This is a genomic window from Undibacterium sp. TC4M20W, from assembly GCF_049340245.1.
Classification (GTDB): Bacteria; Pseudomonadota; Gammaproteobacteria; order Burkholderiales; family Burkholderiaceae_D; genus Undibacterium.
Map to the genome: position 1 here is coordinate 305,517 of NZ_JBMPPI010000005.1, position 22,281 is coordinate 327,797.

Sequence of the window (22,281 nt, forward strand, 5' to 3'; positions counted from 1 at the left end):
CTGTAAAACCATAAGGCCGTAAGACCATCCTGCCGCTTGCAAACGCCTACAAATCAGGCTGTATCAAGTGCCCGAGCTTGGTCGCCTTGGTACTCAGATAACGCTCATTATAGGGATTGCGCTTGACGATCAGCGGGACGTGTTCCTGCACTCTGACATTCATGCCTTCCATCGCTGAAATCTTGCGTGGATTATTCGTCATCAGGCGTACAGATTCTATGCCCAGATGTTTGAGCATGGGGTCACACAGGCTATAGTCGCGCAAGTCGGCTGCAAAGCCGAGCTTTTGGTTGGCTTCTACCGTGTCAGCACCATCGTCTTGCAGATGATAGGCACGCACCTTATTGAGCAAACCTATACCACGGCCCTCCTGACGCAGATACAGCAAAGCGCCGCGCCCTTCCTGGGCGATTTTTTGCAGGGCCAGTTCCAGTTGCGGGCCACAGTCACAGCGCTTGCTGAACAGGGCATCACCGGTCAGACATTCAGAATGTATGCGTGCCAGTACAGGCTGGCCATCAGCCACATCACCGAGGGTCAGGGCGATATGCTCTTTGCCTGTTGCCGTTTCGACAAAGGCATGCATGCGGAAAGTTGCCCAGGTCGTGGGCAGGTTACAGGAATCAACATATTCCAAAGCCTGTTTGCTTGAGTTGACAGGCTGGTCATTGCTAGACATACAGTTCTCGCGGATTCTTATTCTGGATAAAACTTAAGATCATGGCCAAATGACAATAACAATTGTCGGCCCAGACTAGAGTATAAACGAGGCGCGCATTTCCTACCTGTTGCGGTGAACGATCGTTTTATTTCATGTCATGTATGGGCAAGAGCGCGAAAAGCAAGTAAAGCCCTGGAACTTTGCAGAGTATACAAACAATGCTGGAGATAGTGCCGGGGTAGTTCTTGCGCAGACTTATTCAAAGTCCATAAAAAAGAGTGTGTGAACCAGGTCAACACACTCTGCTTTAAGCTACTTTAATCTGCTTTAATAGCAATCAAAATAAGGATCAAATATTGATTTAGCGTTTCAATTGCGTGATATCCCTGACCGCACCACGGTCAGCCGATGTTGCCAAAGCAGCATAAGCCTGCAAGGCTTGTGAGACATAACGCTCACGGCCTACCGGCTGCCAGGCATCTGGCCCGCGTGCTTCCATCGCCGCCCTGCGCTGTGCCAGGTCGGCGTCGCTGACTTTGAGATTGATGCTGCGAGCGGGAATATCGATTTCTATGATATCACCCTCTTCCACCAAACCTATCGTTCCACCCTCGGCAGCTTCTGGCGAGGCATGACCAATCACCAGGCCGGAAGAGCCACCAGAGAAACGCCCATCAGTGAACAAAGCACAGGCTTTGCCCAGGCCCTTGGATTTGATGTAAGAAGTTGGATACAGCATTTCCTGCATGCCGGGGCCACCTTTAGGGCCTTCGTAACGGATGATGACGACATCGCCTTCATGCACAGTATCGCCGAGGATGGCTTCTACCGCAGAATCCTGGCTTTCAAACACGCGGGCCTTGCCGGTGAACTTCAAGATACTTTCATCAACACCTGCGGTTTTGACGATACAGCCTTTTTCTGCCAGATTGCCGTATAAGACTGCCAGGCCACCATCTTGAGAATAAGCATGCGCCTTATCACGTATGCAGCCAGCTTCACGGTCAGTATCGAGGCTGTCAAAACGTTTGTCTTGCGAGAAGGCTGTTTGGGTAGGTACACCGCCTGGAGCAGCACTGAACAGCTTGCGTACCGCAGCATTGTCAGTCACGGCAATATCGTTTTGCGCAATCGCATCTGCCATGGTCGGGCTATGTACGGTCGGGCGCGTAGTATCGAGCAAACCAGCGCGTGCCAGCTCACCGAGAATAGAGATAATGCCGCCAGCGCGGTGCACGTCTTCGATATGGTATTTATCGGTCATCGGTGCGACTTTGCAGAGACAAGGTACTTTGCGCGAGATGCGGTCGATATCTGCCATCTTGAAATCCACGCCCGCTTCATGCGCTGCAGCCAGCAAATGCAAGACGGTATTGGTAGAGCCACCCATGGATACATCCAGCGCCATGGCATTTTCAAAGGTCGCCTTGTTGGCAATCGACCGTGGCAGGATGGAATAATCATCCTGTTCGTAATGGCGCTTGGCCAGCTCAACCACCAAACGGCCTGCGCGCAAGAACAGTTCCTTGCGGTCAGCATGTGTCGCCAAAATCGTACCATTGCCAGGCAAGGACAGACCCAGTGCTTCGGTCAGGCAATTCATGGAGTTTGCAGTGAACATGCCAGAACATGAGCCACAGGTAGGACAGGCAGAACGCTCTATACGGCCTATCTCCTCATCCGACACATTACTGTCACCAGCCTTGATCATGGCATCGACCAGATCAATCTTTACTATTCTTTGTTCACCAGTCTGTTTGGGATGCAAAGTCTCCAGCACCTTGCCCGCTTCCATAGGGCCGCCGGAAACAAACACGACAGGGATATTCAAACGCATGGCTGCCATCAGCATGCCGGGCGTGATTTTATCGCAGTTGGAGATACACACCATGGCATCAGCGCAGTGGGCATTGACCATGTACTCAACAGAGTCAGCAATCAGTTCGCGTGAAGGCAGTGAGTACAACATACCGCCATGGCCCATGGCGATACCATCATCCACTGCTATCGTATTGAATTCTTTTGCTACACCACCAGCCGCTTCAATCTCACGCGCCACCATCTGGCCCAGGTCTTTGAGATGTACATGACCAGGCACGAACTGGGTAAAGGAATTGACGACGGCAACGATAGGCTTATCGAAATCACCATCTTTCATGCCAGTCGCACGCCACAGGGCGCGGGCACCGGCCATATTGCGGCCATGGGTGGTGGTACGGGAACGGTATGCGGGCATGTCTTACTCCAGGCTGGCGATAAAATGAAAATGTTATATCAGCATGCGCTTCGTATAATCATATGTCAAATATGGAATTTATTGAGAATTAGGTCGTTTTAAGTATCAAACCAAAAAGATCACCCCGGAGACACAGAGAAAGGCAAGAGAAAACCTGAGCGTCTTTTTAAGATTTGATTTTCTCGGTGTTTACTCTGTGTCTCCGTGGTGTAGCAGGGAATTCGTGTGGTATGCCACACGCCTGCGTAACGAAGACTTCTTGCAAGAAGTATTTCCTCCCGCTGTGTTGAGAGGTCTATATCCAAAACACTAACAACCAATAAAAAAACGCGAAGCATCAAACTTCGCGTTTTTTGTTTATTACATTCAGGCCAGTTATTCTTGATGGTATTGCGTCACTCTTTCCACTTCATTTTTTGAACCCAGGAAAACCGCCACACGCTGGTGCAGTTTTTCTGGCTGGATATCCAGCATGCGTTGCTTGCCGTCGGTCGATGCGCCGCCAGCCTGTTCTACGATGAAGGACATGGGGTTGGCTTCGTACATCAGGCGCAGTTTGCCGGCCTTGTCTGGTTCACGCTTGTCGGCCGGGTACATGAAGATACCGCCGCGGTTCAAGATGCGGTGTACGTCAGCAACCATGGAGGCGATCCAGCGCATATTGAATTCTTTGCCGCGAGGGCCAGTACCGCCTGCCAGCATTTCATCAACATAGCGCGTGACTGGTGGATACCAGTGGCGGGTATTGGAAGCGTTGATGGCGAACTCCTTGGTGTCTGCCGGGATTTGCATATTGCGCTGTGTCAGCACCCATGAACCCATTTCACGGTCGAGGGTGAAGCAATTGACGCCATTGCCTGTCGTCAGCACCAGCACTGTTTGCGGGCCATATACGGCATAGCCGGCGGCGACCTGCTTGCTGCCTGGCTGCAGGAAATCCTGCTCGGTTGGTTTGCCCATGCCGTCTGGTGCTTTCAATACCGAGAAGATGGTACCGATGGAGACGTTGACGTCGATATTACTGGAACCATCGAGTGGATCAAACAGGAGCATGTATTCGCCCTGCGGATAGCGGTTAGGTATCGGATGTATGCTTTCCATTTCTTCCGATGCCATGGCTGCCAGGTGGCCGCCCCATTCATTGGCTTCGAGCAAGATTTCATTCGACAGGATGTCGAGTTTCTTTTGCACTTCGCCCTGAATGTTTTCGCTACCGGCTGTGCCCAGCACTTCACCTAATGCGCCCTTGCCTACTGCATGGCTGATGGTCTTGCAGGCGCGTGCGACGACTTCGATCAGCAGGCGCAGTTCTGCCGGTATCGAATTATTCAGGCGCTGCTCTTCGACCAGGTACTGGGTCAGGCTTACACGTTTCATGTTGATCTCTCGATTTTTTCAGTAATTCTTGTAAATTGTTTGCTTAAGACGCAAGTGCCTTGCTGACTACTTCCAGCACGTCTTTCGACAGCTTCTTGGTATCTGCTACTTTTTGCAGTGCCGCCTTCATATGCACTTGCAGGCTTTCTGGATATTTTTTCCAGCGGTCCATGCTGCGTGCCAGGCGAGCTGCGACTTGCGGATTGAGCTTGTTAAGTGCAATCACCAGCTCTGCCCACAAGGCATAACCACTGCCATCAGCCGCATGGAAGCGGGATGGATTGGCATTGCAGAAAGCAAACGTCAAACTGCGTGCGCGATTAGGATTGTTCAATGTAAATGCTGGATGCGTCATCAATTCACGCACCTTGGCAACATCGGTGGTACGTGCAGTTGCCTGTAACATGAACCATTTGTCGATAACCAGGGCTTCTTTCTTGAAGTCTTTATAAAAGGCTTTTAAGGACTTGGCTGCCGATTTGGCTTGCTTGTCATTGCCACTGAAGTTAGTCAGGGATGTCAAAGCCGCCAGACGGTCTGTCATGTTTTCTGCTTCATCGAACTGGGTTTTCGCCAGATCAAAAGTGGATTCATCTGACCACTCGAGCAAATAAGACAGGGCCAGGTTTTTCAAACCACGTTTGGCCATGGATTGTGCATCCGGGCTGTATTTGCCTGGAGTCAGGTGACCTTCATAAGCACTCAACAAATCAGCGCGCAGATGTTCTGTGATGGTGGCGCGGGCAAACTGGCGTGCGGTATGGATGGCTTGTGGGTCAACGACCTTGAACTCTTCAGCAATCATGGCTTCGGATGGCAGTGTCAACACCAGTTCACGGAAAGCTGGGTCAAGGCTGGCATCATTCAGAGTAGCGCGCAGGGCTTCGATGAACATGCTGTCCAGGCTCAGCTCTTCACCTTGCTGTACTGCAGTCGTCAGTTTGACGAGGCGACGTGTGGCCAGGCGTTGACCAGCTTCCCAACGGTTGAACGGGTCGCTGTCATTCGCCAGCAAGAGTCCCAGTTCTTCATCACTGTAGTCGATTTCCAGCACGACTGGTGCAGAGAAATTGCGCAACAGGGATGGTACTGGTTTGCTGCTAACACCGGTAAATACAAAAGTCTGGCTGGCTTCTGTCAGTTCCAGTACCAGACTGGTCGCACCAGCCTGTGCTTCGTACGCTGAGCTATGCAAAGGAATGTCCTTGCCATCTGCACCCAGCAAACCCATGGCAACCGGGATGTGGAAAGGCAGTTTTTCTGCCTGGCCTGGTGTAGCCGGGCAAGACTGGCTCAGGGTTATGGAATAAGTCTGTGCATCTGCATCGTAAGTCGCATCAACCTTCACGCGTGGCGTACCGGCCTGGCTATACCAGCGTTCAAACTGAGTCAGGTCACGGCCACTGGAATCTGCCATCGCAGCGCGGAAGTCATCACATTCAACGGCCTGGCCATCATGGCGTTCGAAATACAGGTCCATGCCTTTGCGGAAGCCATCATGACCCAGCAAGGTGTAATACATGCGTACGACTTCTGAACCTTTTTCATAAATCGTGACGGTGTAGAAGTTATTGATTTCTACAAAAGAATCAGGACGTACCGGATGAGCCATAGGGCCGGCATCTTCTGAGAATTGTACCTGGCGCAGCAGGCGCACGTCCTCTATGCGTTTGACGGCGCGACCCGTGGCTGTACCTACCAGGTCGGCAGAAAATTCCTGATCACGGAAAACCGTCAGGCCTTCTTTCAAGGATAACTGGAACCAGTCGCGGCAAGTAACGCGGTTGCCTGTCCAGTTATGAAAGTATTCATGACCAACGACAGATTCTATACCTGCATAATCAACGTCAGTAGCGATAGATGGATTTGCAAGCACAAACTTGGTATTGAAAATATTCAAGCCCTTGTTTTCCATCGCGCCCATATTGAAGTCGCCAGTGGCAACGATCATGAAGCGGTCAAGGTCCAGCTCCAGGCCAAAGCGTTCTTCATCCCAGCGTATGCTGTTTTTGAGGGAATCCATGGCATGCTGAGTTTTATCCAGATTACCGTCTTCTACCCAGACTTGCAGCAAGACTTTACGGCCAGATTTCAACTTATAGTCTTCTTCCTGGCAAACCAGCTTGCCAGCGACCAGCGCGAACAGGTAAGAAGGCTTTTTGAACGGGTCTTCCCACTTGGCGAAATGGCGGCCATCACCGAGGTCACCTTCTTCTATCAGATTACCGTTGCTGAGCAGCACAGGGAATTTTTTCTTGTCGCCACGCAGCATGACAGTGTATTTCGCCATGACGTCAGGGCGGTCAGGGAACCAGGTGATCTTGCGGAAGCCTTCTGCCTCGCACTGGGTAATGAAATTACCGTTGGATGCATACAGGCCGGACAGGGAGGTATTCTTGAGCGGATTGATCAGGGTTTCAATTTCCAGCGTGACTTCATCCGGTGCATTGGCTATGCGCAAGGTCTCGCCTTCTATCTTGTAGGCAGACTTTTTGAGGTTCACGCCATTCATGCGCAATTGCAGCAATTTCAGGGATTCGCCAAACAAGACCAGGTCTTTCTCGCTGCTGTCATGATTGCGGCGCATGGTCATGCGGGTGGCTACATGGGTGGCACTCAGATCAAGGTCGAAACCCATTTCTACCGTATCTACCCAAAATCCCGGGGCTACATAGTCTTTACGGAAAATTGTCTCTGGTTTGCTGGCAATATCGTTACGCATGGATGGAATATCTCGCGAAAATAAGTTGAATGACAAAGTCTTTTGAACCCTGTAAAGACCGCCATTTTACCAAGCTGTGCCCGTACAGGGATAAATTCACTTGAATAGATGCAAATTAAGGCAAAAAGTTTGATTAAAACATTAAATTTTTATCACTCGCCTCTTCCCGACATGAAAATTGGGATGTGGTAACAAAGTCGATACAACCCGTTACAGTAAGAGCAACAAATTTTCTTAATCAGGCATACTATGGAACTATAGTAAAAGTATGTTTGAAGGAGCAGTAAAAATGAAAAAGTTCACCCTATTCTTCGCCCTCGCCTGCAGTCTGCTGCTGAGCGGATGTGCGACAACATTCACTAGCCAGGTCAGCGTCTTCCATGAATGGCCAGGCGCCACACAGGATAAGTCTTATATCTTTGAACGTGCACCGGGGCAGGAAAACAATCCCGAGCACAAGCTGTATGAAGACTTGCTCAGAACCCGCCTGCAAACTCTGGGTTTCAAGGAGGTGGCGACCGGCACAGCGCCTGTCCTGAAAGTTGAATTGCAGTATGCCAGTACTCTCAGGGAAATCCAGGCATCTCCATTGTGGCAGCCTGGTATCTATGACCCATATTGGGGCCTGCATTTCAGCCGGGGCATTTATCGCCGCCACTATCTTTATTATCCGGGTTACTGGGGCTGGCCAGGCTATCCCCGTGGCTGGACGGATATCAGTGTGCGCAGCACCTACCTGCACCAGCTACAGATACGTATTACAGAATTAAACGGCAACAAGAAACTGGCGGACATCAAGGCCAGTAGCGAGCAATTCAATCCTGAGATTTCGCTGTATATTCCTTACCTGATGGATAGCGCACTGAAAGACTTCCCAGGCAAGAATGGCAGCACCAGCAATGTGGAATTGACCATAAAGGATTAACCGGCATAGTCACTCTGATGGAGTGACTATGCCGCCTGTATTGACTAAGCTGCCGGAGGATCGCGCAGTGCCTCGACCAGGGCGCGATCAACCACCGATTCAGCCACAATCTGTATAGCCCTGCCCTCGCGGAACTGGGTAATCAATTCTTCACTGGAAACCGAAAAGGCGTCATGCCCCTGGCGATTCGTGAAGATATAGCGGGTACGTTTGGGGCTGACCCAGGCCAGCTTGAAGCGCGTGGTAACGCCATTCTGCCTCGTGAAATCGACCCAGATGCCGCGTTCCATGGTTTCTATAACGCGCGCCCATTCATCAACCGGCTGCTCTATCTGATCCTGTACATGGCGGTTCAGGCGTTTTTCACTGGCGCGCTGGGCGATATTGACGGCAATTTCAAGCTGGCGACGTGGTGAAAACTCCAGCGGGGCGCGGGCAATTGCGGCATGGCGCTCAGCCAGTTTGGAAAAGAAGATAACGCGTTCGGGCTCATCCCATTTGATCGCATTGAGCCAGGCATTCAGCAGCGACAGCATGGCTGGCAGTTTGCTGACCAGCTCCTTGCGTTCTTCTGCACTATTCTTGGGTTTCAGGCTCCAGATCAGGTCATCCATCGTCCTCAGAGCATTTTCGAGGGCGTTGGGTTTTTCTTCCTTGACGTTATGCGATATCGTCAAAATCCTGATCCATTGCTCCTTGAGGAAGGTTTCCAGGAAACCTGCAACCTCACCGGTTTCAACCCTGATGGCAACATCATTTTCGGCAAACTCGCGCGCCAGGCGCATTTTTTCCTGTTTCAGCGCGACGGCTACCGGTTCGCTGATCGCAACTTCGGTTTGCTGCTCCTCATCCTTGAGGAATGCTTCGAGGTCGGCAACGACATCTGAAAACAGTTCTATCTGCTGGTCAAAATCCTGTTGCACCCTTTCAACTATGCCTTCTATCATCTGATAGAGCGGGTCTTCTGAAGTGGTGTCGCTATTGAGCAGGACGCTGGATTTTGCCAGCGTGTCTATCAATACCCGTGCCGGATGGCTTTCCTTGAAAAAGAAATCCTTGTCCAGTAAAGCCACTTTCAAAGTCGGTATCTGCAACTGGCTGATAAGATTCTTGATATCGGCGGGTATGCTGGTGTCGTTAAAGACATAGTCAAAAATACGCGCCAGCAACTCTATCGTGCTTTGATCTATATGGGTCAGTCCACCAGCATTGGGTTGCTGTGACAATTGCCGCAGATGTGCCGTATCGGTAGGCATGGGATTGGCAGAAAAATCCCTTTGTACGCTGGTCAGGTAATCAAAAAACTGCCTGTCTATGGTGACCATGTCGGGCGCATTACCACTGCCAATGCCACCGCCGCCATGACTACCACCGCCATAGCCACCTCCACCGCCGTTTCCGTTTCCATTGCCGCCACCAGCATCCTGCCCACCGGTATAGGGCATACCCCCGCCATCCATGGCATGGCCACCGCCCCCATTACCTCCACCTCCGGTAACGGTATTGCCAAAAGACCCGGCAGGCGCATTGCCAGAGAAGATATTGCGCAGCTTATTTTCCAGATAAGGGTCGCGGTTACTGATATCGTCTGAGCCTGACATCATGTTCTTTTTTTGCTTGTTACGATAACCATCATTCAGTTCTGGCAAAATACCGCGCTCTACCAGGGCCTGATTCAATTCGCGATAAATAGCACCGAGTTGCAGGAACAATTCCGGTCGCAGCAAGCGCAAGATCAGATGATGGGTCTCGGGATTGGGTTCCAGCTCCATCCACGCCTGGTGGACGGCCTTGACAAATAATTCCGGACGAAAAGGGTTTTGCGAAACACTGATCGGTGTGCGGCGCAGGATATGGCCTATGCGCACATTCAGGGCGACCAGCAACTCGGCATTGGTCACTTCCAGCGACTGGCTCAGGTTACGGCTGAGCACTTTGCTTTCCATCTCTTCAAAACTGACCAGGGAAAAATCCTGCTTGCCTTCATCCGTCCTGGCACGTTTGCGGGTATTGACGACACTGACTTCTTTGGCGAGCGCCGCATTGACCTGGCCTGCAACCAGGCGGTAGAAGGTAGTGCCATTACGCTTTAACTGCTGGTAGGCAGCAAAACTGGTCGCAACCTCTTCTGGCCTGATGGTCTGATCAGACAGTTTGAACAAAGCCTCGGTCAGGCGGCCAGTAAATGCCTCAATTTGCGAGGAAACCAGATTGGTGGCGATAGGCACCAAACTTTGCAGTATCAGCAAACGGCTAGAGCTGGAAAACTCGCTCGTCTTGGCATTATTCAGTGGAATAGTATCCATCGCTCTTTTTTATTATGCTCAGGTTATCAATCATACTCAGGCGCCAGCGTACGTGCCCAAAAACTTGCATTCTGCCAAGCCGCACAGGCTTGCGCAATGCCAGAATCCTACCGAATAGTGCAGTAAAACAACAAAGCTGCAAAATTGCACGACCCCGTATTCAAGGCTCACTAATTAGTATAGTAAGCCTCTGACCCCAGCGTAATAACTACTATGAGCATGACGGCAAAAATAAGAACCAGCAGCAGGCGCCCAAATTTTGGGCTACCGCTTTCTTTATCTGTCGTTTTTGATGGTGGTGTTACTTCTGTCATATTTTCTTGCTTTAGGGAATCAATATGCTGGAACCCGTTGTTTTACGGGCTTCCAGCTCACGGTGGGCTTGCGCCACCTCACTTAAAGGGTAACGCTGGCGTATGTCTATTTTAACTTTGCCGCTCTCCACCATGGAAAATAAGTGCGCAGCCATTTGCTCCAGATCATCACGTTTGGCCGTATAACTCATCAAACTCGGGCGTGTAATGAATAAAGAACCGCGTGAAGCGAGCTCACTCAGGCCAAATGCAGGCACCGGCCCAGACGCATTGCCAAAGCTGACCATCATGCCCAAGGGCGAGAGACAATCCAGCGATGGAATGAAAGTGTCCTTCCCGATGGAATCATAAACGACAGGCACCCCTTTTCCGTCCGTAATTTCACGAACTCGCTGAACAAAATTTTCCTTGTTGTAGTTGATGACATGGGCGCAGCCATGCGCTTTGGCTAGTTCACCCTTCTCATCCGAGCCCACCGTACCTATCATGGTGACGCCAATGGCACGTGCCCACTGACAGGCAATCAGGCCTACCCCACCAGCGGCAGCATGGAACAATATTGTTTCCCCGCCCTGCAAGGGGAAAGTACGGTGAAACAGGTATTGCACCGTCAGCCCCTGCAGCATCATGGCGGCGGCAGTCTCAAAACTGATGCTGTCAGGCAGGCGCACCAGATTATCTGCAGGCATAATGCGGGCCTCAGCATAAGCACCGGTTGGTCGTCCGGCATAGGCAACCCTGTCACCAACTTGCACGTATTTAACATCTGCGCCAACTGCCTCAACGATGCCTGCACCTTCCATGCCCAGGCCACCCGGCAGCGCTTGTGGATATAAACCAGTGCGGAAATACACGTCAATAAAATTCAGGCCGCAAGCCTTTTGACTTACCAGCACCTCGCCCGCGCCGGGGGTGCCCAGCTCTACATCGACATATTCCATGACTTCCGGACCACCGGTTTGCTGTATGCGGATTGCCTTGACCATTTACCCCTCCTGAATAAGTTTTTCTGCGTTTAGGTTTTTTTCCTGGACAGCAAATACATGCCGCCCATGACCAATATTGTGCCGGCCAGCTGCCAGCTAGTGATGGGTTCGCCAATAAAATAAGCGCCCAGAAACAATGTCGATACCGGCCCTATCATGCCTGCCTGCGAAGCTGTCGCTGCGCCTATGCGCTTTACAGCAATCATGGTCATGAACACTGGCAATACGGTACACATGACGGCATTCACTATAGACAATGAATATACAGCAAGCGGCTGCACCAGCATGCTGGCAGGACGTAAAATAAAAAACTGGCCTATGCAGGCGGCACTGGAAACACACATCGCATACGATACCAGTCGCAAGGAACCCAGTCTTTGCACCAGTTGACCCGACTGTATCAGGTAGATGGCATAAGAAATTGCAGCGCCCAGCACGAGCGCAGACCCCAGTAACACATACTCGCCACCCAATTTAAGGTCGTGGAAAAACACTAGGACGATGCCAAGGTAAGACACCAGCAAAGCTGCCCATTCCAGCCTGCTGACGGCACGCTTCAAAAAGAAGGCGGATATCAGCAAAACAAAGGATGGCGTCAGGAAAAGGATCAAACGCTCCAGACCCGCGCTGATATATTGCAAGCCAAGGAAATCCAGGAAAGACGACAGGTAATAGCCAACCAGGCCCAAGGCAACCAGCCGCCAGCGATCCGCTTTGCTCAGGCTACCGGACTTATGCATTTGCCAGATGGCAATCGCCGCAAAAATGGGAAGCGAAAATGCCATGCGAAAACAGATCAGCGTGACTGCATCGACGTTGTAACGATAAATCAGTTTGGCGACGATGGCCTTGGTAGAAAACAGGATGGCACCAACCAGTGCAATGGCAAGGCCAGTCAGATAATGACGGCGGGCAAGTAATTTCGTTTGTTCTGTAAGCATAAATCGTTGAATGAGCGGCAAACTGTTACACGGTCTAAATTCGTAATTTCACACATAAATTGCACTTCAGAAAGCAATTAATTTCCGCGTAGCAAAGAACTAACAATGTTTCACATGAGATTTTACATTTAGTTGCCAAAAGTGACTTTGTGTAACTATTAAATCAAGCATCTTTCCCTACACTGATAAGCATGAACCACATTGCAGGAGAAACCCAAATGTACACACCACGCTTACAGTATGCAGATCAGCCGGTACTCCGCCCTAAACGTGCGATGACAACGGATATGCCGCAAAGACAGACTAAAAATGTATCGCCAAAGCAGAACGACAGCTCCCTGAACAGCATTTTCAGGCGTCTGGTCAATAACAACCAGGATCAGGAATAATTTTGCTTGTTAGCAGAGCTTTGGGGCTCTGCTGACAAATGTGAATACTGCGCGAAATATCGCACGAAATCCCGCGTGAAATCCCATCTGAGATGCCATGCGAAATACCGGCAAGCTCATTTCTTCATTATGGAACCTAGCACACCGCGAATAATTTCGCGCCCCACCTGAGAACCCATGGTCCTGACCGTCGATTTGATCATGGTCTCGACCACATTATCCTTGCGGCGCAAACCACCGCCACCAAGCAGGTTGCCAAACACGCTTTTCAGCGTATCACCTACACCACCACCACTTTCTTGCGCTGGCGCAGGCTGAGCTGCACGACCTGAATTGAATACGGGACGGCTTGAAACCGACGGGGCTGCTGGTACTGCTGGTGCCGATGGTACTGCCGGCGAAGACGCAGCCGAAGGTGCATTACCCCAGCCATTGGCATCTGTCGCTGCAGGCTCTGCCCTGCTGCCGGGTTGCAGACTATCTTCCTTATCCGCCGTAGCAGCACGGGCCGCTACCCGACCTGTCAGTTTTTCATACGCAGATTCGCGGTCTATATGCTTTTCATACACACCAGCGACGATGGAAGTTTGTATGACTTGCTGGCATTCATCAGCAGTGATTGCCCCTATCTGTGACGATGGCGGCACGATCAGTGCGCGTTGCACGATGTTGGGCCGACCTTTATCATCAAGGAAGGAAATCAGGGCCTCACCAACTCCGAGTTCGGCAATCACCGCTGCAGTATCGAGGTTGGGATTGGGTCGGAAAGTTTCTGCCGCAGCCTGCACTGCTTTTTGATCCTTGGGCGTATAAGCGCGCAGAGCATGCTGAACACGGTTACCGAGTTGCCCCAGCACCGTATCAGGAATATCCAGAGGGTTTTGCGTGACGAAATACACACCTACACCTTTAGAGCGTATCAAACGCACCACCTGCTCTATCTTTTGCAGCAAAACTTTAGGTGCCTCATCAAACAGCAAATGAGCCTCATCAAAGAAGAACACCATCTTGGGCTGATCAACATCGCCCACTTCTGGCAAATGCTCATACAATTCAGACAGCATCCATAGCAAAAAGGTCGAATACAGGCGTGGTGACTGCAGCAATTGATCTGCCGCCAGGATGTTTACAAAACCGCGGCCATCGCCGTCAGTCTGCATCATGTCATCCAGGTTCAGCATGGGTTCGCCAAAGAATTGCTCGCCGCCCTGCTCAGAGATGGTCAGCAATGAACGCTGGATAGCACCGACACTGGCGGCAGAAATATTGCCGTATTCGGTCTGGAATTCAGACGCATTCTCCGCCAGGTATTGCAGCATGGCGCGCAAATCCTTGGTATCCAATAACAGCAAACCATGGTCGTCGGCGATCTTGAAGGCCAGTTGCAAGACCCCTCCCTGGGTTTCATTCAGGTTCAACATGCGCCCTAGCAGCAAAGGGCCAAGATCAGATACTGTGGCACGTACCGGGTGCCCCTGTTTGCCAAACACGTCCCAGAATGTGACCGGGCAAGCCTGCCATTTGGGTTCATCGACTTGCAGGGCTTGCAGCCTTTGCTGGATTTTGCTGGTGGCGCTACCTGCTTTGGCCATGCCGGACAGGTCACCTTTGACGTCCGCCATGAAGACTGGTACGCCAATTCCAGAAAACGCCTGGGCCAGGGTTTGCAAAGTAACGGTCTTGCCTGTACCCGTCGCGCCAGTAATACAACCATGGCGATTGGCCCAGTCTGACAATAAATTCAAGTCGAATTCGGTGTTTTTAGCGATCAACAGAGGTTTTGACATAGTTTTGGAGGGTGATTTGGGGAAGTCGGTCGGTGCCACTATGGTAAAATACTGGTCTTCATTATAAAACCAAGCCAGGCAAAATTGCCGCCCTCAGGGTGAGCTATTGTCAATTCAGGAAAGAGCGATCATGGCAGGACATAGTAAATGGGCCAATATCAAGCATAAAAAAGCAGCAACCGATGCCAAACGCGGCAAGATATGGACGCGTCTGATCAAGGAGATCACGGTTGCAGCACGCATGGGTGGTGAGGATGTCGATTCCAATCCCCGCCTGCGTCTGGCAGTAGATAAGGCGGCTGACGCCAATATGCCAAAAGAAAACGTCACGCGCGCGATACAACGCGGCGCTGGCACACTAGAAGGCGCAGATTACGAAGAAGTACGTTATGAAGGTTATGGCATAGGCGGTGCCGCCATCGTGGTCGATTGCATGACAGACAACCGCGTACGCACAGTAGCAGAAGTACGCCATGCCTTCAACAAATACGGTGGCAATATGGGCACTGAAGGCTCGGTCGCCTTTTTGTTCCAGCACTGCGGCCAGATGTTTTTTGCCCCAGGCACGAATGAAGATGCCCTGATGGAAGCGGCCCTGGAAGCCGGTGCTGATGATGTAGTCACTGATGAAGAAGGCGGCATAGAAGTATTGTGCGCACCATTCAGCCTGTCTGACTTGCGTGCCAGTCTGGAAAAAGCCGGCTTCAAGGCAGAAGTCGCTGAAGTCGTCATGAAACCAAATACTGAGACCGTATTTGCTGGTGACGAAGGCATCAAGATGCAAAAACTGCTGGATGCCCTCGAAAACCTCGACGATGTACAAGAAGTATTCACCAACGCCATCATAGAAGATTAAGATGAAATTACTCGTAGTCGGCTCTGGTGGCCGTGAACATGCCCTCGCCTGGAAACTGGCGCAATCTGAACGTGTACAAACTATTTTTGTCGCCCCCGGCAATGGTGGTACCGGCGCTGACAGCCGTCTGAAAAACATCAATATCACAGACCCGGCAGCACTGGCAGACTTTGCCGAGCAAGAAAACATAGGCATTACCGTAGTCGGCCCTGAAGTGCCGCTGGCTGCCGGTATCGTCAATATCTTCCGCGACCGTGGCCTGAAAATTTTTGGCCCGAGCAAAGAAGCTGCACAGCTGGAAAGCTCCAAGGATTTCGCCAAGGCTTTCATGCACAGGCATGCTATTCCCACGGCTGAATACCAGACCTTTTCTGAGCTGGCACCTGCGCATGAATACATCAATGCCAAGGGCGCACCTATTGTCATCAAGGCCGACGGCCTGGCGGCTGGTAAAGGTGTGGTTGTTGCCATGACCGCTGAAGAAGCGCATGCAGCTGTCGATATGATGTTGTCTGACAATAAGCTCGGTGATGCTGGCGCGCGCGTAGTCATTGAAGAGTTTTTGGCAGGTGAAGAAGCCAGTTTCATCGTCATGGTTGATGGCAAGAATATTTTGCCACTGGCAACCAGCCAGGACCACAAGCGCCTGCTCGACAATGACGAAGGCCCGAATACGGGCGGCATGGGTGCCTACTCCCCAGCCCCTATCGTGACGCCACAATTGCATGCCCGCGTCATGCGCGAAATCATCGTGCCTACGGTACAAGGCATGGCCAAGGATGGCATCGTCTTCACCGGCTTTTTATATGCTGGCCTGATGATCGATGACCAGGGCAATCCAAAAACCCTGGAATTCAATTGCCGCATGGGTGACCCGGAAACTCAGCCTATCATGGCGCGCCTGAAAACAGATTTGCTGCACGTGGTTGAACATGCAGTCAATGGAACGCTTGATACGGTAGAGCTGGAATGGGACAGGCGCACAGCCATGGGTGTCGTCATGGCCGCTGCTGGTTACCCTGATGCGCCACGCAAAGGTGACAAAATCACCGGCATCCCGGCAGAGACCGCAGACACCGTGACCTTCCATGCTGGTACATCGCTCAATGAAAAGACTTTGAACGTGACCGGTGGCCGTGTGTTGTGCGTGGTTGGCCTGGGTGACACCGTCAAACTGGCGCAAAAACATGCGTATGACGTAGTGGAAAAAATCCATTTCGACGGTATGCAATACCGCCGCGACATAGGCTGGCGTGCGCTGAACCGCAAGCATTAATCCTTGCCAGGCGTACATGTTTCATGTGCGCCACCGATCTTTTAAAGCGGGTTGAGAATAGTCCAAAGACTAGTCCAGCCCCTTGCGTTTTTTAGAGTAGATAGCAGAATGACAGATACACTTGCGGTTAAAAACTACTTCCTGGGCTTGCAGGCTGCTATAGTCGCGGCTCTTGAAGAAGTTGATGGCCATACTTTTATTACCGATACCTGGCAACGCCCTGAAGGCGGAGGCGGTATCTCGCGTGTGATAGAAGAAGGCAAGGTATTTGAACGTGGTGGTGTGAATTTCTCGCATGTCATGGGTAAAAACCTGCCACCATCCGCCGCTGCCGCCCGTCCTGAGCTGGCTGGCCGTCAGTGGGAAGCCATGGGTGTCTCGCTGGTTCTTCATCCACGCAACCCGTATGCGCCCACTGTGCACATGAATGTACGCTTTTTCACTACCCGCGCCGAAGGGCAGGAAGATGTCTGGTGGTTTGGCGGCGGCATGGACTTGACGCCGTATTATGGTTTTACTGAAGATGCGGCGCATTTTCACCAAACATGTAAAATGGCGGTCCAGCCTTTCGGCACAGGCTTGCATGCCCGCTTCAAGAAATGGTGTGACGAGTATTTTTACCTGAAACACCGTAAAGAAGCGCGTGGCGTGGGCGGCATCTTCTTTGATGATTTCAATGAGCAGGATTTTGCCAGTAGTTTTGCCATGATGCGCAGTGTCGGTGATGCATTTATTCCAGCTTATCGCCCTATCCTGGAACGTCGCAAAAACCAGGAATATGGCGAGCGTGAGCGTGATTTCCAGGCTTATCGCCGTGGCCGCTATGTAGAATTCAATCTGGTATTTGATCGCGGCACGCATTTTGGCCTGCAGTCTGGCGGCAGGACAGAATCCATACTGATGTCCATGCCCCCCATCGTCAAATGGCGTTATGACTGGAAACCGGAGGTTGGCAGCCCGGAAGCAGCACTGGCTACAGACTTTCTGGTACACCGGGAATGGGTATAACAACTGCAGCACCACCTTGTATCCTGGTACTCGGTGGCAGCTTTGACCCTGTGCATCTGGGGCATGTCGCCCTTGCCCATAGCCTGGCGACGGCATTGCAGCCGGATGAATTGCGCATCATTCCCGTAGGCCAGCAATGGCAAAAGAATGAGTTGCAAGCCTCAGCAGCACAACGACTGGCCATGCTGAAGCTGGCTTTTGAAGACTGGCAACTCTGCCCTGTCAGGATAGATGAGCAAGAAATCATCCGCGCAGAACAGGGTAAAAGTAATTACACCATCGATACCTTGCACCAGCTACGCAGAGAAGTTGGCGATGAGGCATCACTGGTATTTGCCATGGGTGCAGATCAGTTGCAAAATTTGCACACCTGGCGCAATTGGCAGGCCTTGCTTGAAGTAGCGCATTTGTGTGCTGCATCACGCCCGGGTTTCAGCCTCGATATCAGCAGCCCCGACATTGCTGACGTCTGGAAGAAAAATGCCATCAGCGCCCTGGAAATGCGCACACGGCCAGCCGGTGGCACTTATCTGGAGAGAAATCTGGCGCAAGATGTATCTGCGACCCAACTACGTACTGAATTAAAACAGCATAACCCGACAACAAGATTGCTAGTCCCGCACAAGGTGCTAGACTACCTACAACAACAAACTATCTACCAATAAAAATATGGATATTAAAAAACTGCAAACTCTGGTCATTGACGCTCTGGAAGACGTCAAGGCGCAAGACATACAATTGTTTGAAACCACACACCTGACCAGCCTGTTTGACCGCGTTTGTATCGCCTCTGGTACATCCAACCGTCAAACCAAGGCTCTGGCCGCGTCCGTACGCGACAAAGTCAAGGAAAACGGCGGCACTATCGTCAGTATGGAAGGTGAAGCGACTGGCGAATGGGTACTGGTCGATCTGGGCGACATCGTCGTCCACATCATGCAACCAGCCATCCGCGCTTACTACCGCCTGGAAGAGTTGTGGGGCGACAAGCCTGTCAAATTCGGCGCGGCCAAGCGTACTTCGGCTAAAAAGGTCGAGGCAGAAGAAGACAGCGACAAGCCTAAACGCGTCCGCAAAGTGGCTGGCAAAGCTGCTACGCTGGAAGTAACACATGACATGATGGCTATCCAGACCACGCTGGAAGATGAAAAGAAACCAGCGCGCAAACCGCGCGTTACCAAAACTACTGGCGATGCTGAAGGCAAGCCAGCACGTAAACCAGCAACCCGCAAAGCTGCTGATGGCACTACTGCCGCCAAACCAGCCAAGATCCCAACCGGTGGCCGCGTCAAAGTGGCAGCAACTAAAACTGCTGTTGCCTCTGCCAAGCAAGCGGCAGAAAAACGTACTGCCAATGCTGCCGCAGCGCCAGCAAAACGCGCTCCGGCACGTAAGAAAGCAACAGAGGAATAATCTCTGTTTAGTTTTGAATCCAAATGGCTGCCTGGTGCAGCCATTTGTTTAAGCAATACGCAGTTTCAAGACCCTATTTGCAGCAAGCAGACACAAACATGCAATTGATCATCGCCGCTGTCGGCCACAAAATGCCCTCCTGGATAGAAACAGGCTTTCAGGAGTATGCCAAGCGCATGCCGCCAGAATGCCGCGTCATCCTCAAGGAAATCAAACCAGTTGAGCGCTCAGGCAGCAAAACGGCTGAAAGCGTCATGGCCCTGGAGCGCACCAAAATCGAGGCCGTGATACCCAAAAATGCCCGCATCGTCGCCCTGGATGAGCGCGGCAAGGACTGGACCAGCGTCGCCCTGTCGCAAAACCTCACGCAGTGGCAGCAGGATGGCCGTGATGTGGTCTTCATCATCGGCGGAGCTGATGGTCTCGATGCAGAATTCAAGGCCAGGGCCGATACCCTGATACGCATTTCCAGCCTGACCCTGCCACATGGCATGGTACGAGTGCTGCTGGCCGAACAACTATACCGCGCCTGGTCAATTACCCAGAACCACCCTTATCACCGGGTATGAGCTATACCAAGGAGACCGCCATGCTAAAAGAAAATAAAATCTACCTGGCATCAAAAAGCCCAAGACGCCGCGAATTGCTGCACCAGGCAGGCATAGAGTTTGACTTGCTGTTGCTACGCGATGCCGCACCGCGCGGACCAGATGTGACCGAGATCGTCTTGCCCGGCGAAGCACCAGAAGCCTATGTCAGCCGTGTCACCCAGGAAAAAGCAGACAAGGCATGGGAAATCATGCATCTGCGCAAAATGCTGCCACGCCCCGTGCTCGCCGCTGACACCACCGTAGTACTCGGCAAGCAAATACTGGGCAAGCCTGCCGACAAGCAAGAAGCCATACAAATGCTGAGCATGCTGGCAGGCCAGACACATATGGTGCTGACCAGCATTGCAGTACATTCTGCACTGGGTAGTACCGCCGTCACACAATGCTCGGAAGTCAGTTTTGCTAAGCTCGATGAACAGCAGATACTGGCCTACTGCAATAGCAATGAACCCTACGACAAAGCGGGTGGCTATGGCATACAGGGTGCGGCTGCCCGTTTTATTTCACACATCAAAGGGAGTTATTCTGGCATCATGGGATTACCTTTATTTGAAACCTGCCAGCTACTGCGTCAGGCAGGTATCTTTATTCCATAAATTGAAGTATCAGAGAAGCTTATGAGCGAAAACCTCCTCATCAATATCACCCCTCAAGAAACCCGCGTTGCCCTGATGTTCCAGGGTGCGGTACAAGAACTCCATATAGAACGTACATTGTCACGCGGCCTGGTCGGCAATATCTACCTGGGTAAAGTCGTGCGCGTCTTGCCAGGCATGCAGTCTGCCTTTATCGACATAGGTTTGGAACGAGCCGCCTTTTTGCATGTAGCCGACATCTGGGATGCCCGCTCGCAAGATGCGAATGGCAATACCAATGCACCGCTGACACCGATAGAAAAATTGCTGTTCGATGGCCAGTCCGTCACTGTGCAAGTAGTCAAAGACCCGATAGGCACAAAAGGTGCCCGCCTCTCGACACAGATTTCCATCGCGGGCCGCATGCTGGTCTATCTGCCGCAAGATTCACATATCGGTATCTCGCAAAAAATAGAAAACGAAGCCGAACGCGAAGCCCTGCGCACCAAAGTACAAAACCTGCAACAGCCAGAAGAAAAAGGTGGTTTCATCGTCCGCACCATGGCAGAGGATGCCTCGGATGAAGACCTCAAAGCCGACGTCGATTACCTGCGCCGCACCTGGTCCACCATACTGCAATTAGCCAAGACCCAGCCACCAACGACCCTGCTGTACCAGGATCTTAATCTGGCACAGCGCGTCTTGCGTGACTTCGTCAATGAAGAAACCGACAGCATACAAGTCGATTCGCGTGAGAATTACATCATGCTGCAAGAGTTTGCGACGCACTATATGCCATCCGTACTCGGCAAGCTGCAGCATTACATAGGCGAACGCCCGCTGTTTGACCTGCATGGCGTGGAAGAAGAAATAGAACGCGCCCTGGGCCGCCGAGTGGACTTAAAATCTGGTGGTTACCTCATCGTCGACCAGACCGAGGCCATGACCACTATCGACGTCAACACCGGCAGCTTTGTCGCTGGCCGCAATTTTGATGACACCATCTTCAAAACCAACCTCGAAGCCGCCCACGCCATCGCCCGCCAGCTACGCTTGCGCAACCTCGGTGGCATCATCATTCTCGACATCATCGACATGGAGAATGAAGAGCACAAGACTGCCGTACTGTCAGAACTCAACAAGGCTTTGTCACGCGACCGCACCAAGCTATCTGTTTCCGGCTTCTCTGCCCTCGGCCTGGTAGAAGTCACCCGCAAACGCACGCGCGAATCACTGGCCCATGTGCTGTGCGAACCCTGCCCAGCCTGCAGCGGCAAAGGCCAGGTCAAAACCGCCCGCACCATCTGCTACGAAATCCTGCGCGAACTGCTGCGCGAAGCCAAACAATTCAACCCCAGAGAATTCCGCATCATGGCTTCACAAGTCGTGGTCGATATGTTCCTCGAAGAAGAATCCCAGCATCTGGCCATGCTTGGCGACTTCATTGGCAAGCCGATTTCACTGCAAGTCGAAAGTGTGTTTCATCAGGAGCAGTACGACATTATTTTGATGTGATATTTTTATCTTTTAAAATCATGTGGTTATGGGGTTATTTCAAAAATATACTGAATTAACTACAAAGTTAGCTACACATTATTTTGAGATATCCACCGCCCATCAAAATGAATTTTTTGTAAAGATAAATACCATTACATGAGCAATGCAGATCGCTTAAGCGACAAAGACTACCTAAACTATCGCAATGCACTAACTCTCGCATTACTTTCAGAAGAGATGCGATTTGCTTTGAGCGAAGAGGAAAAAAAGATGGGGCCGGACAACTGGGCATGGTTATTCGCAGGCACTTACGGCTCTTGGCCTCAATTATGTAACGCATCCATCTTTGCAATTAAGCTGTTTGGGAAAGGCGAATCTCGATACTAAATCAGCAAATGGCA

At 51.5% G+C, this 22,281-nt stretch carries 20 protein-coding genes; 11 read left to right on the plus strand and 9 right to left on the minus strand.

Annotation, left to right across the window (positions count from 1 at the left end):
* Positions 1-46 precede the first annotated feature (46 nt).
* The 4 genes from ribA to pepN form a co-directional block, all read right to left on the minus strand.
* Positions 47-679, minus strand: coding sequence for a GTP cyclohydrolase II (gene ribA, locus ACO0LL_RS09465; RefSeq protein WP_422950599.1), 633 nt, complete (start codon positions 677-679; stop codon positions 47-49).
* A gap of 343 nt (positions 680-1,022) precedes the next feature.
* Positions 1,023-2,897, minus strand: coding sequence for a dihydroxy-acid dehydratase (gene ilvD / locus ACO0LL_RS09470; protein WP_422950600.1), 1,875 nt, complete (start codon positions 2,895-2,897; stop codon positions 1,023-1,025).
* 375 nt (positions 2,898-3,272) lie between these two features.
* The gene (locus ACO0LL_RS09475; protein WP_422950601.1) at positions 3,273-4,274 is read right to left on the minus strand and encodes a class 1 fructose-bisphosphatase; all 1,002 of its coding nucleotides are present in this window, start codon (positions 4,272-4,274) and stop codon (positions 3,273-3,275) included.
* 43 nt (positions 4,275-4,317) lie between these two features.
* Complete coding sequence (gene pepN, locus ACO0LL_RS09480) at positions 4,318-6,996, minus strand: aminopeptidase N (protein ID WP_422950602.1); 2,679 nt, start codon at positions 6,994-6,996, stop codon at positions 4,318-4,320.
* A gap of 289 nt (positions 6,997-7,285) precedes the next feature.
* Between pepN and ACO0LL_RS09485 the strand changes: the two genes are divergently transcribed.
* Positions 7,286-7,921: a DUF4136 domain-containing protein gene (locus tag ACO0LL_RS09485; RefSeq protein ID WP_422950603.1), complete on the plus strand. Its 636-nt coding sequence runs from the start codon at positions 7,286-7,288 to the stop codon at positions 7,919-7,921.
* A 44-nt stretch (positions 7,922-7,965) separates the two neighbouring features.
* On the opposite strand, the gene ACO0LL_RS09490 is transcribed toward ACO0LL_RS09485, so the two are convergent.
* The 4 genes from ACO0LL_RS09490 to ACO0LL_RS09505 form a co-directional block, all read right to left on the minus strand.
* Positions 7,966-10,227, minus strand: a complete 2,262-nt coding sequence (locus ACO0LL_RS09490) for a DUF1631 family protein (protein ID WP_422950604.1) — start codon at positions 10,225-10,227, stop codon at positions 7,966-7,968.
* A 170-nt stretch (positions 10,228-10,397) separates the two neighbouring features.
* A complete protein-coding gene (locus tag ACO0LL_RS09495) occupies positions 10,398-10,541 on the minus strand; it encodes a hypothetical protein (RefSeq protein WP_422950605.1) in 144 nt (47 codons plus the stop codon).
* Between the two features lie 11 nt (positions 10,542-10,552).
* Entirely contained in the window at positions 10,553-11,527 is a 975-nt protein-coding gene (locus ACO0LL_RS09500; RefSeq protein WP_422950606.1) for a quinone oxidoreductase family protein, read from the minus strand.
* Positions 11,528-11,556: 29 nt separating this feature from the next.
* A complete protein-coding gene (locus ACO0LL_RS09505; protein WP_422950607.1) occupies positions 11,557-12,468 on the minus strand; it encodes a DMT family transporter in 912 nt (303 codons plus the stop codon).
* A 218-nt stretch (positions 12,469-12,686) separates the two neighbouring features.
* Between ACO0LL_RS09505 and ACO0LL_RS09510 the strand changes: the two genes are divergently transcribed.
* Positions 12,687-12,857, plus strand: coding sequence for a hypothetical protein (locus ACO0LL_RS09510; protein ID WP_422950608.1), 171 nt, complete (start codon positions 12,687-12,689; stop codon positions 12,855-12,857).
* Between the two features lie 116 nt (positions 12,858-12,973).
* On the opposite strand, the gene ACO0LL_RS09515 is transcribed toward ACO0LL_RS09510, so the two are convergent.
* Positions 12,974-14,644 carry a helicase HerA-like C-terminal domain-containing protein gene (locus ACO0LL_RS09515; protein WP_422950609.1) on the minus strand — a complete coding sequence of 557 codons (1,671 nt, stop codon included), beginning with the start codon at positions 14,642-14,644 and terminating at the stop codon, positions 12,974-12,976.
* A 130-nt stretch (positions 14,645-14,774) separates the two neighbouring features.
* Between ACO0LL_RS09515 and ACO0LL_RS09520 the strand changes: the two genes are divergently transcribed.
* The 9 genes from ACO0LL_RS09520 (at position 14,775) to ACO0LL_RS09560 (ending at position 22,267) form a co-directional block, all read left to right on the plus strand.
* Positions 14,775-15,500, plus strand: a complete 726-nt coding sequence (locus ACO0LL_RS09520) for a YebC/PmpR family DNA-binding transcriptional regulator (RefSeq protein WP_422950610.1) — start codon at positions 14,775-14,777, stop codon at positions 15,498-15,500.
* Position 15,501: 1 nt separating this feature from the next.
* Complete coding sequence (gene purD, locus ACO0LL_RS09525; RefSeq protein ID WP_422950611.1) at positions 15,502-16,776, plus strand: phosphoribosylamine--glycine ligase; 1,275 nt, start codon at positions 15,502-15,504, stop codon at positions 16,774-16,776.
* A gap of 108 nt (positions 16,777-16,884) precedes the next feature.
* Positions 16,885-17,784: an oxygen-dependent coproporphyrinogen oxidase gene (gene hemF / locus ACO0LL_RS09530; RefSeq protein ID WP_422950612.1), complete on the plus strand. Its 900-nt coding sequence runs from the start codon at positions 16,885-16,887 to the stop codon at positions 17,782-17,784.
* Positions 17,775-18,449, plus strand: a complete 675-nt coding sequence (nadD, locus tag ACO0LL_RS09535; RefSeq protein WP_422950613.1) for a nicotinate (nicotinamide) nucleotide adenylyltransferase — start codon at positions 17,775-17,777, stop codon at positions 18,447-18,449. The genes hemF and nadD overlap by 10 nt, the downstream gene beginning before the upstream one ends.
* Before the next feature lie 4 nt (positions 18,450-18,453).
* Positions 18,454-19,197: a ribosome silencing factor gene (rsfS, locus tag ACO0LL_RS09540; RefSeq protein ID WP_422950614.1), complete on the plus strand. Its 744-nt coding sequence runs from the start codon at positions 18,454-18,456 to the stop codon at positions 19,195-19,197.
* Positions 19,198-19,295: 98 nt separating this feature from the next.
* Positions 19,296-19,766 carry a 23S rRNA (pseudouridine(1915)-N(3))-methyltransferase RlmH gene (gene rlmH / locus ACO0LL_RS09545; protein WP_422950615.1) on the plus strand — a complete coding sequence of 157 codons (471 nt, stop codon included), beginning with the start codon at positions 19,296-19,298 and terminating at the stop codon, positions 19,764-19,766.
* A gap of 20 nt (positions 19,767-19,786) precedes the next feature.
* Complete coding sequence (locus ACO0LL_RS09550; protein ID WP_422950616.1) at positions 19,787-20,404, plus strand: Maf family protein; 618 nt, start codon at positions 19,787-19,789, stop codon at positions 20,402-20,404.
* A 21-nt stretch (positions 20,405-20,425) separates the two neighbouring features.
* Positions 20,426-21,898, plus strand: a complete 1,473-nt coding sequence (gene rng, locus ACO0LL_RS09555) for a ribonuclease G (protein WP_422950617.1) — start codon at positions 20,426-20,428, stop codon at positions 21,896-21,898.
* Positions 21,899-22,036: 138 nt separating this feature from the next.
* Positions 22,037-22,267, plus strand: a complete 231-nt coding sequence (locus ACO0LL_RS09560) for a hypothetical protein (RefSeq protein ID WP_422950618.1) — start codon at positions 22,037-22,039, stop codon at positions 22,265-22,267.
* Positions 22,268-22,281 lie beyond the last annotated feature (14 nt).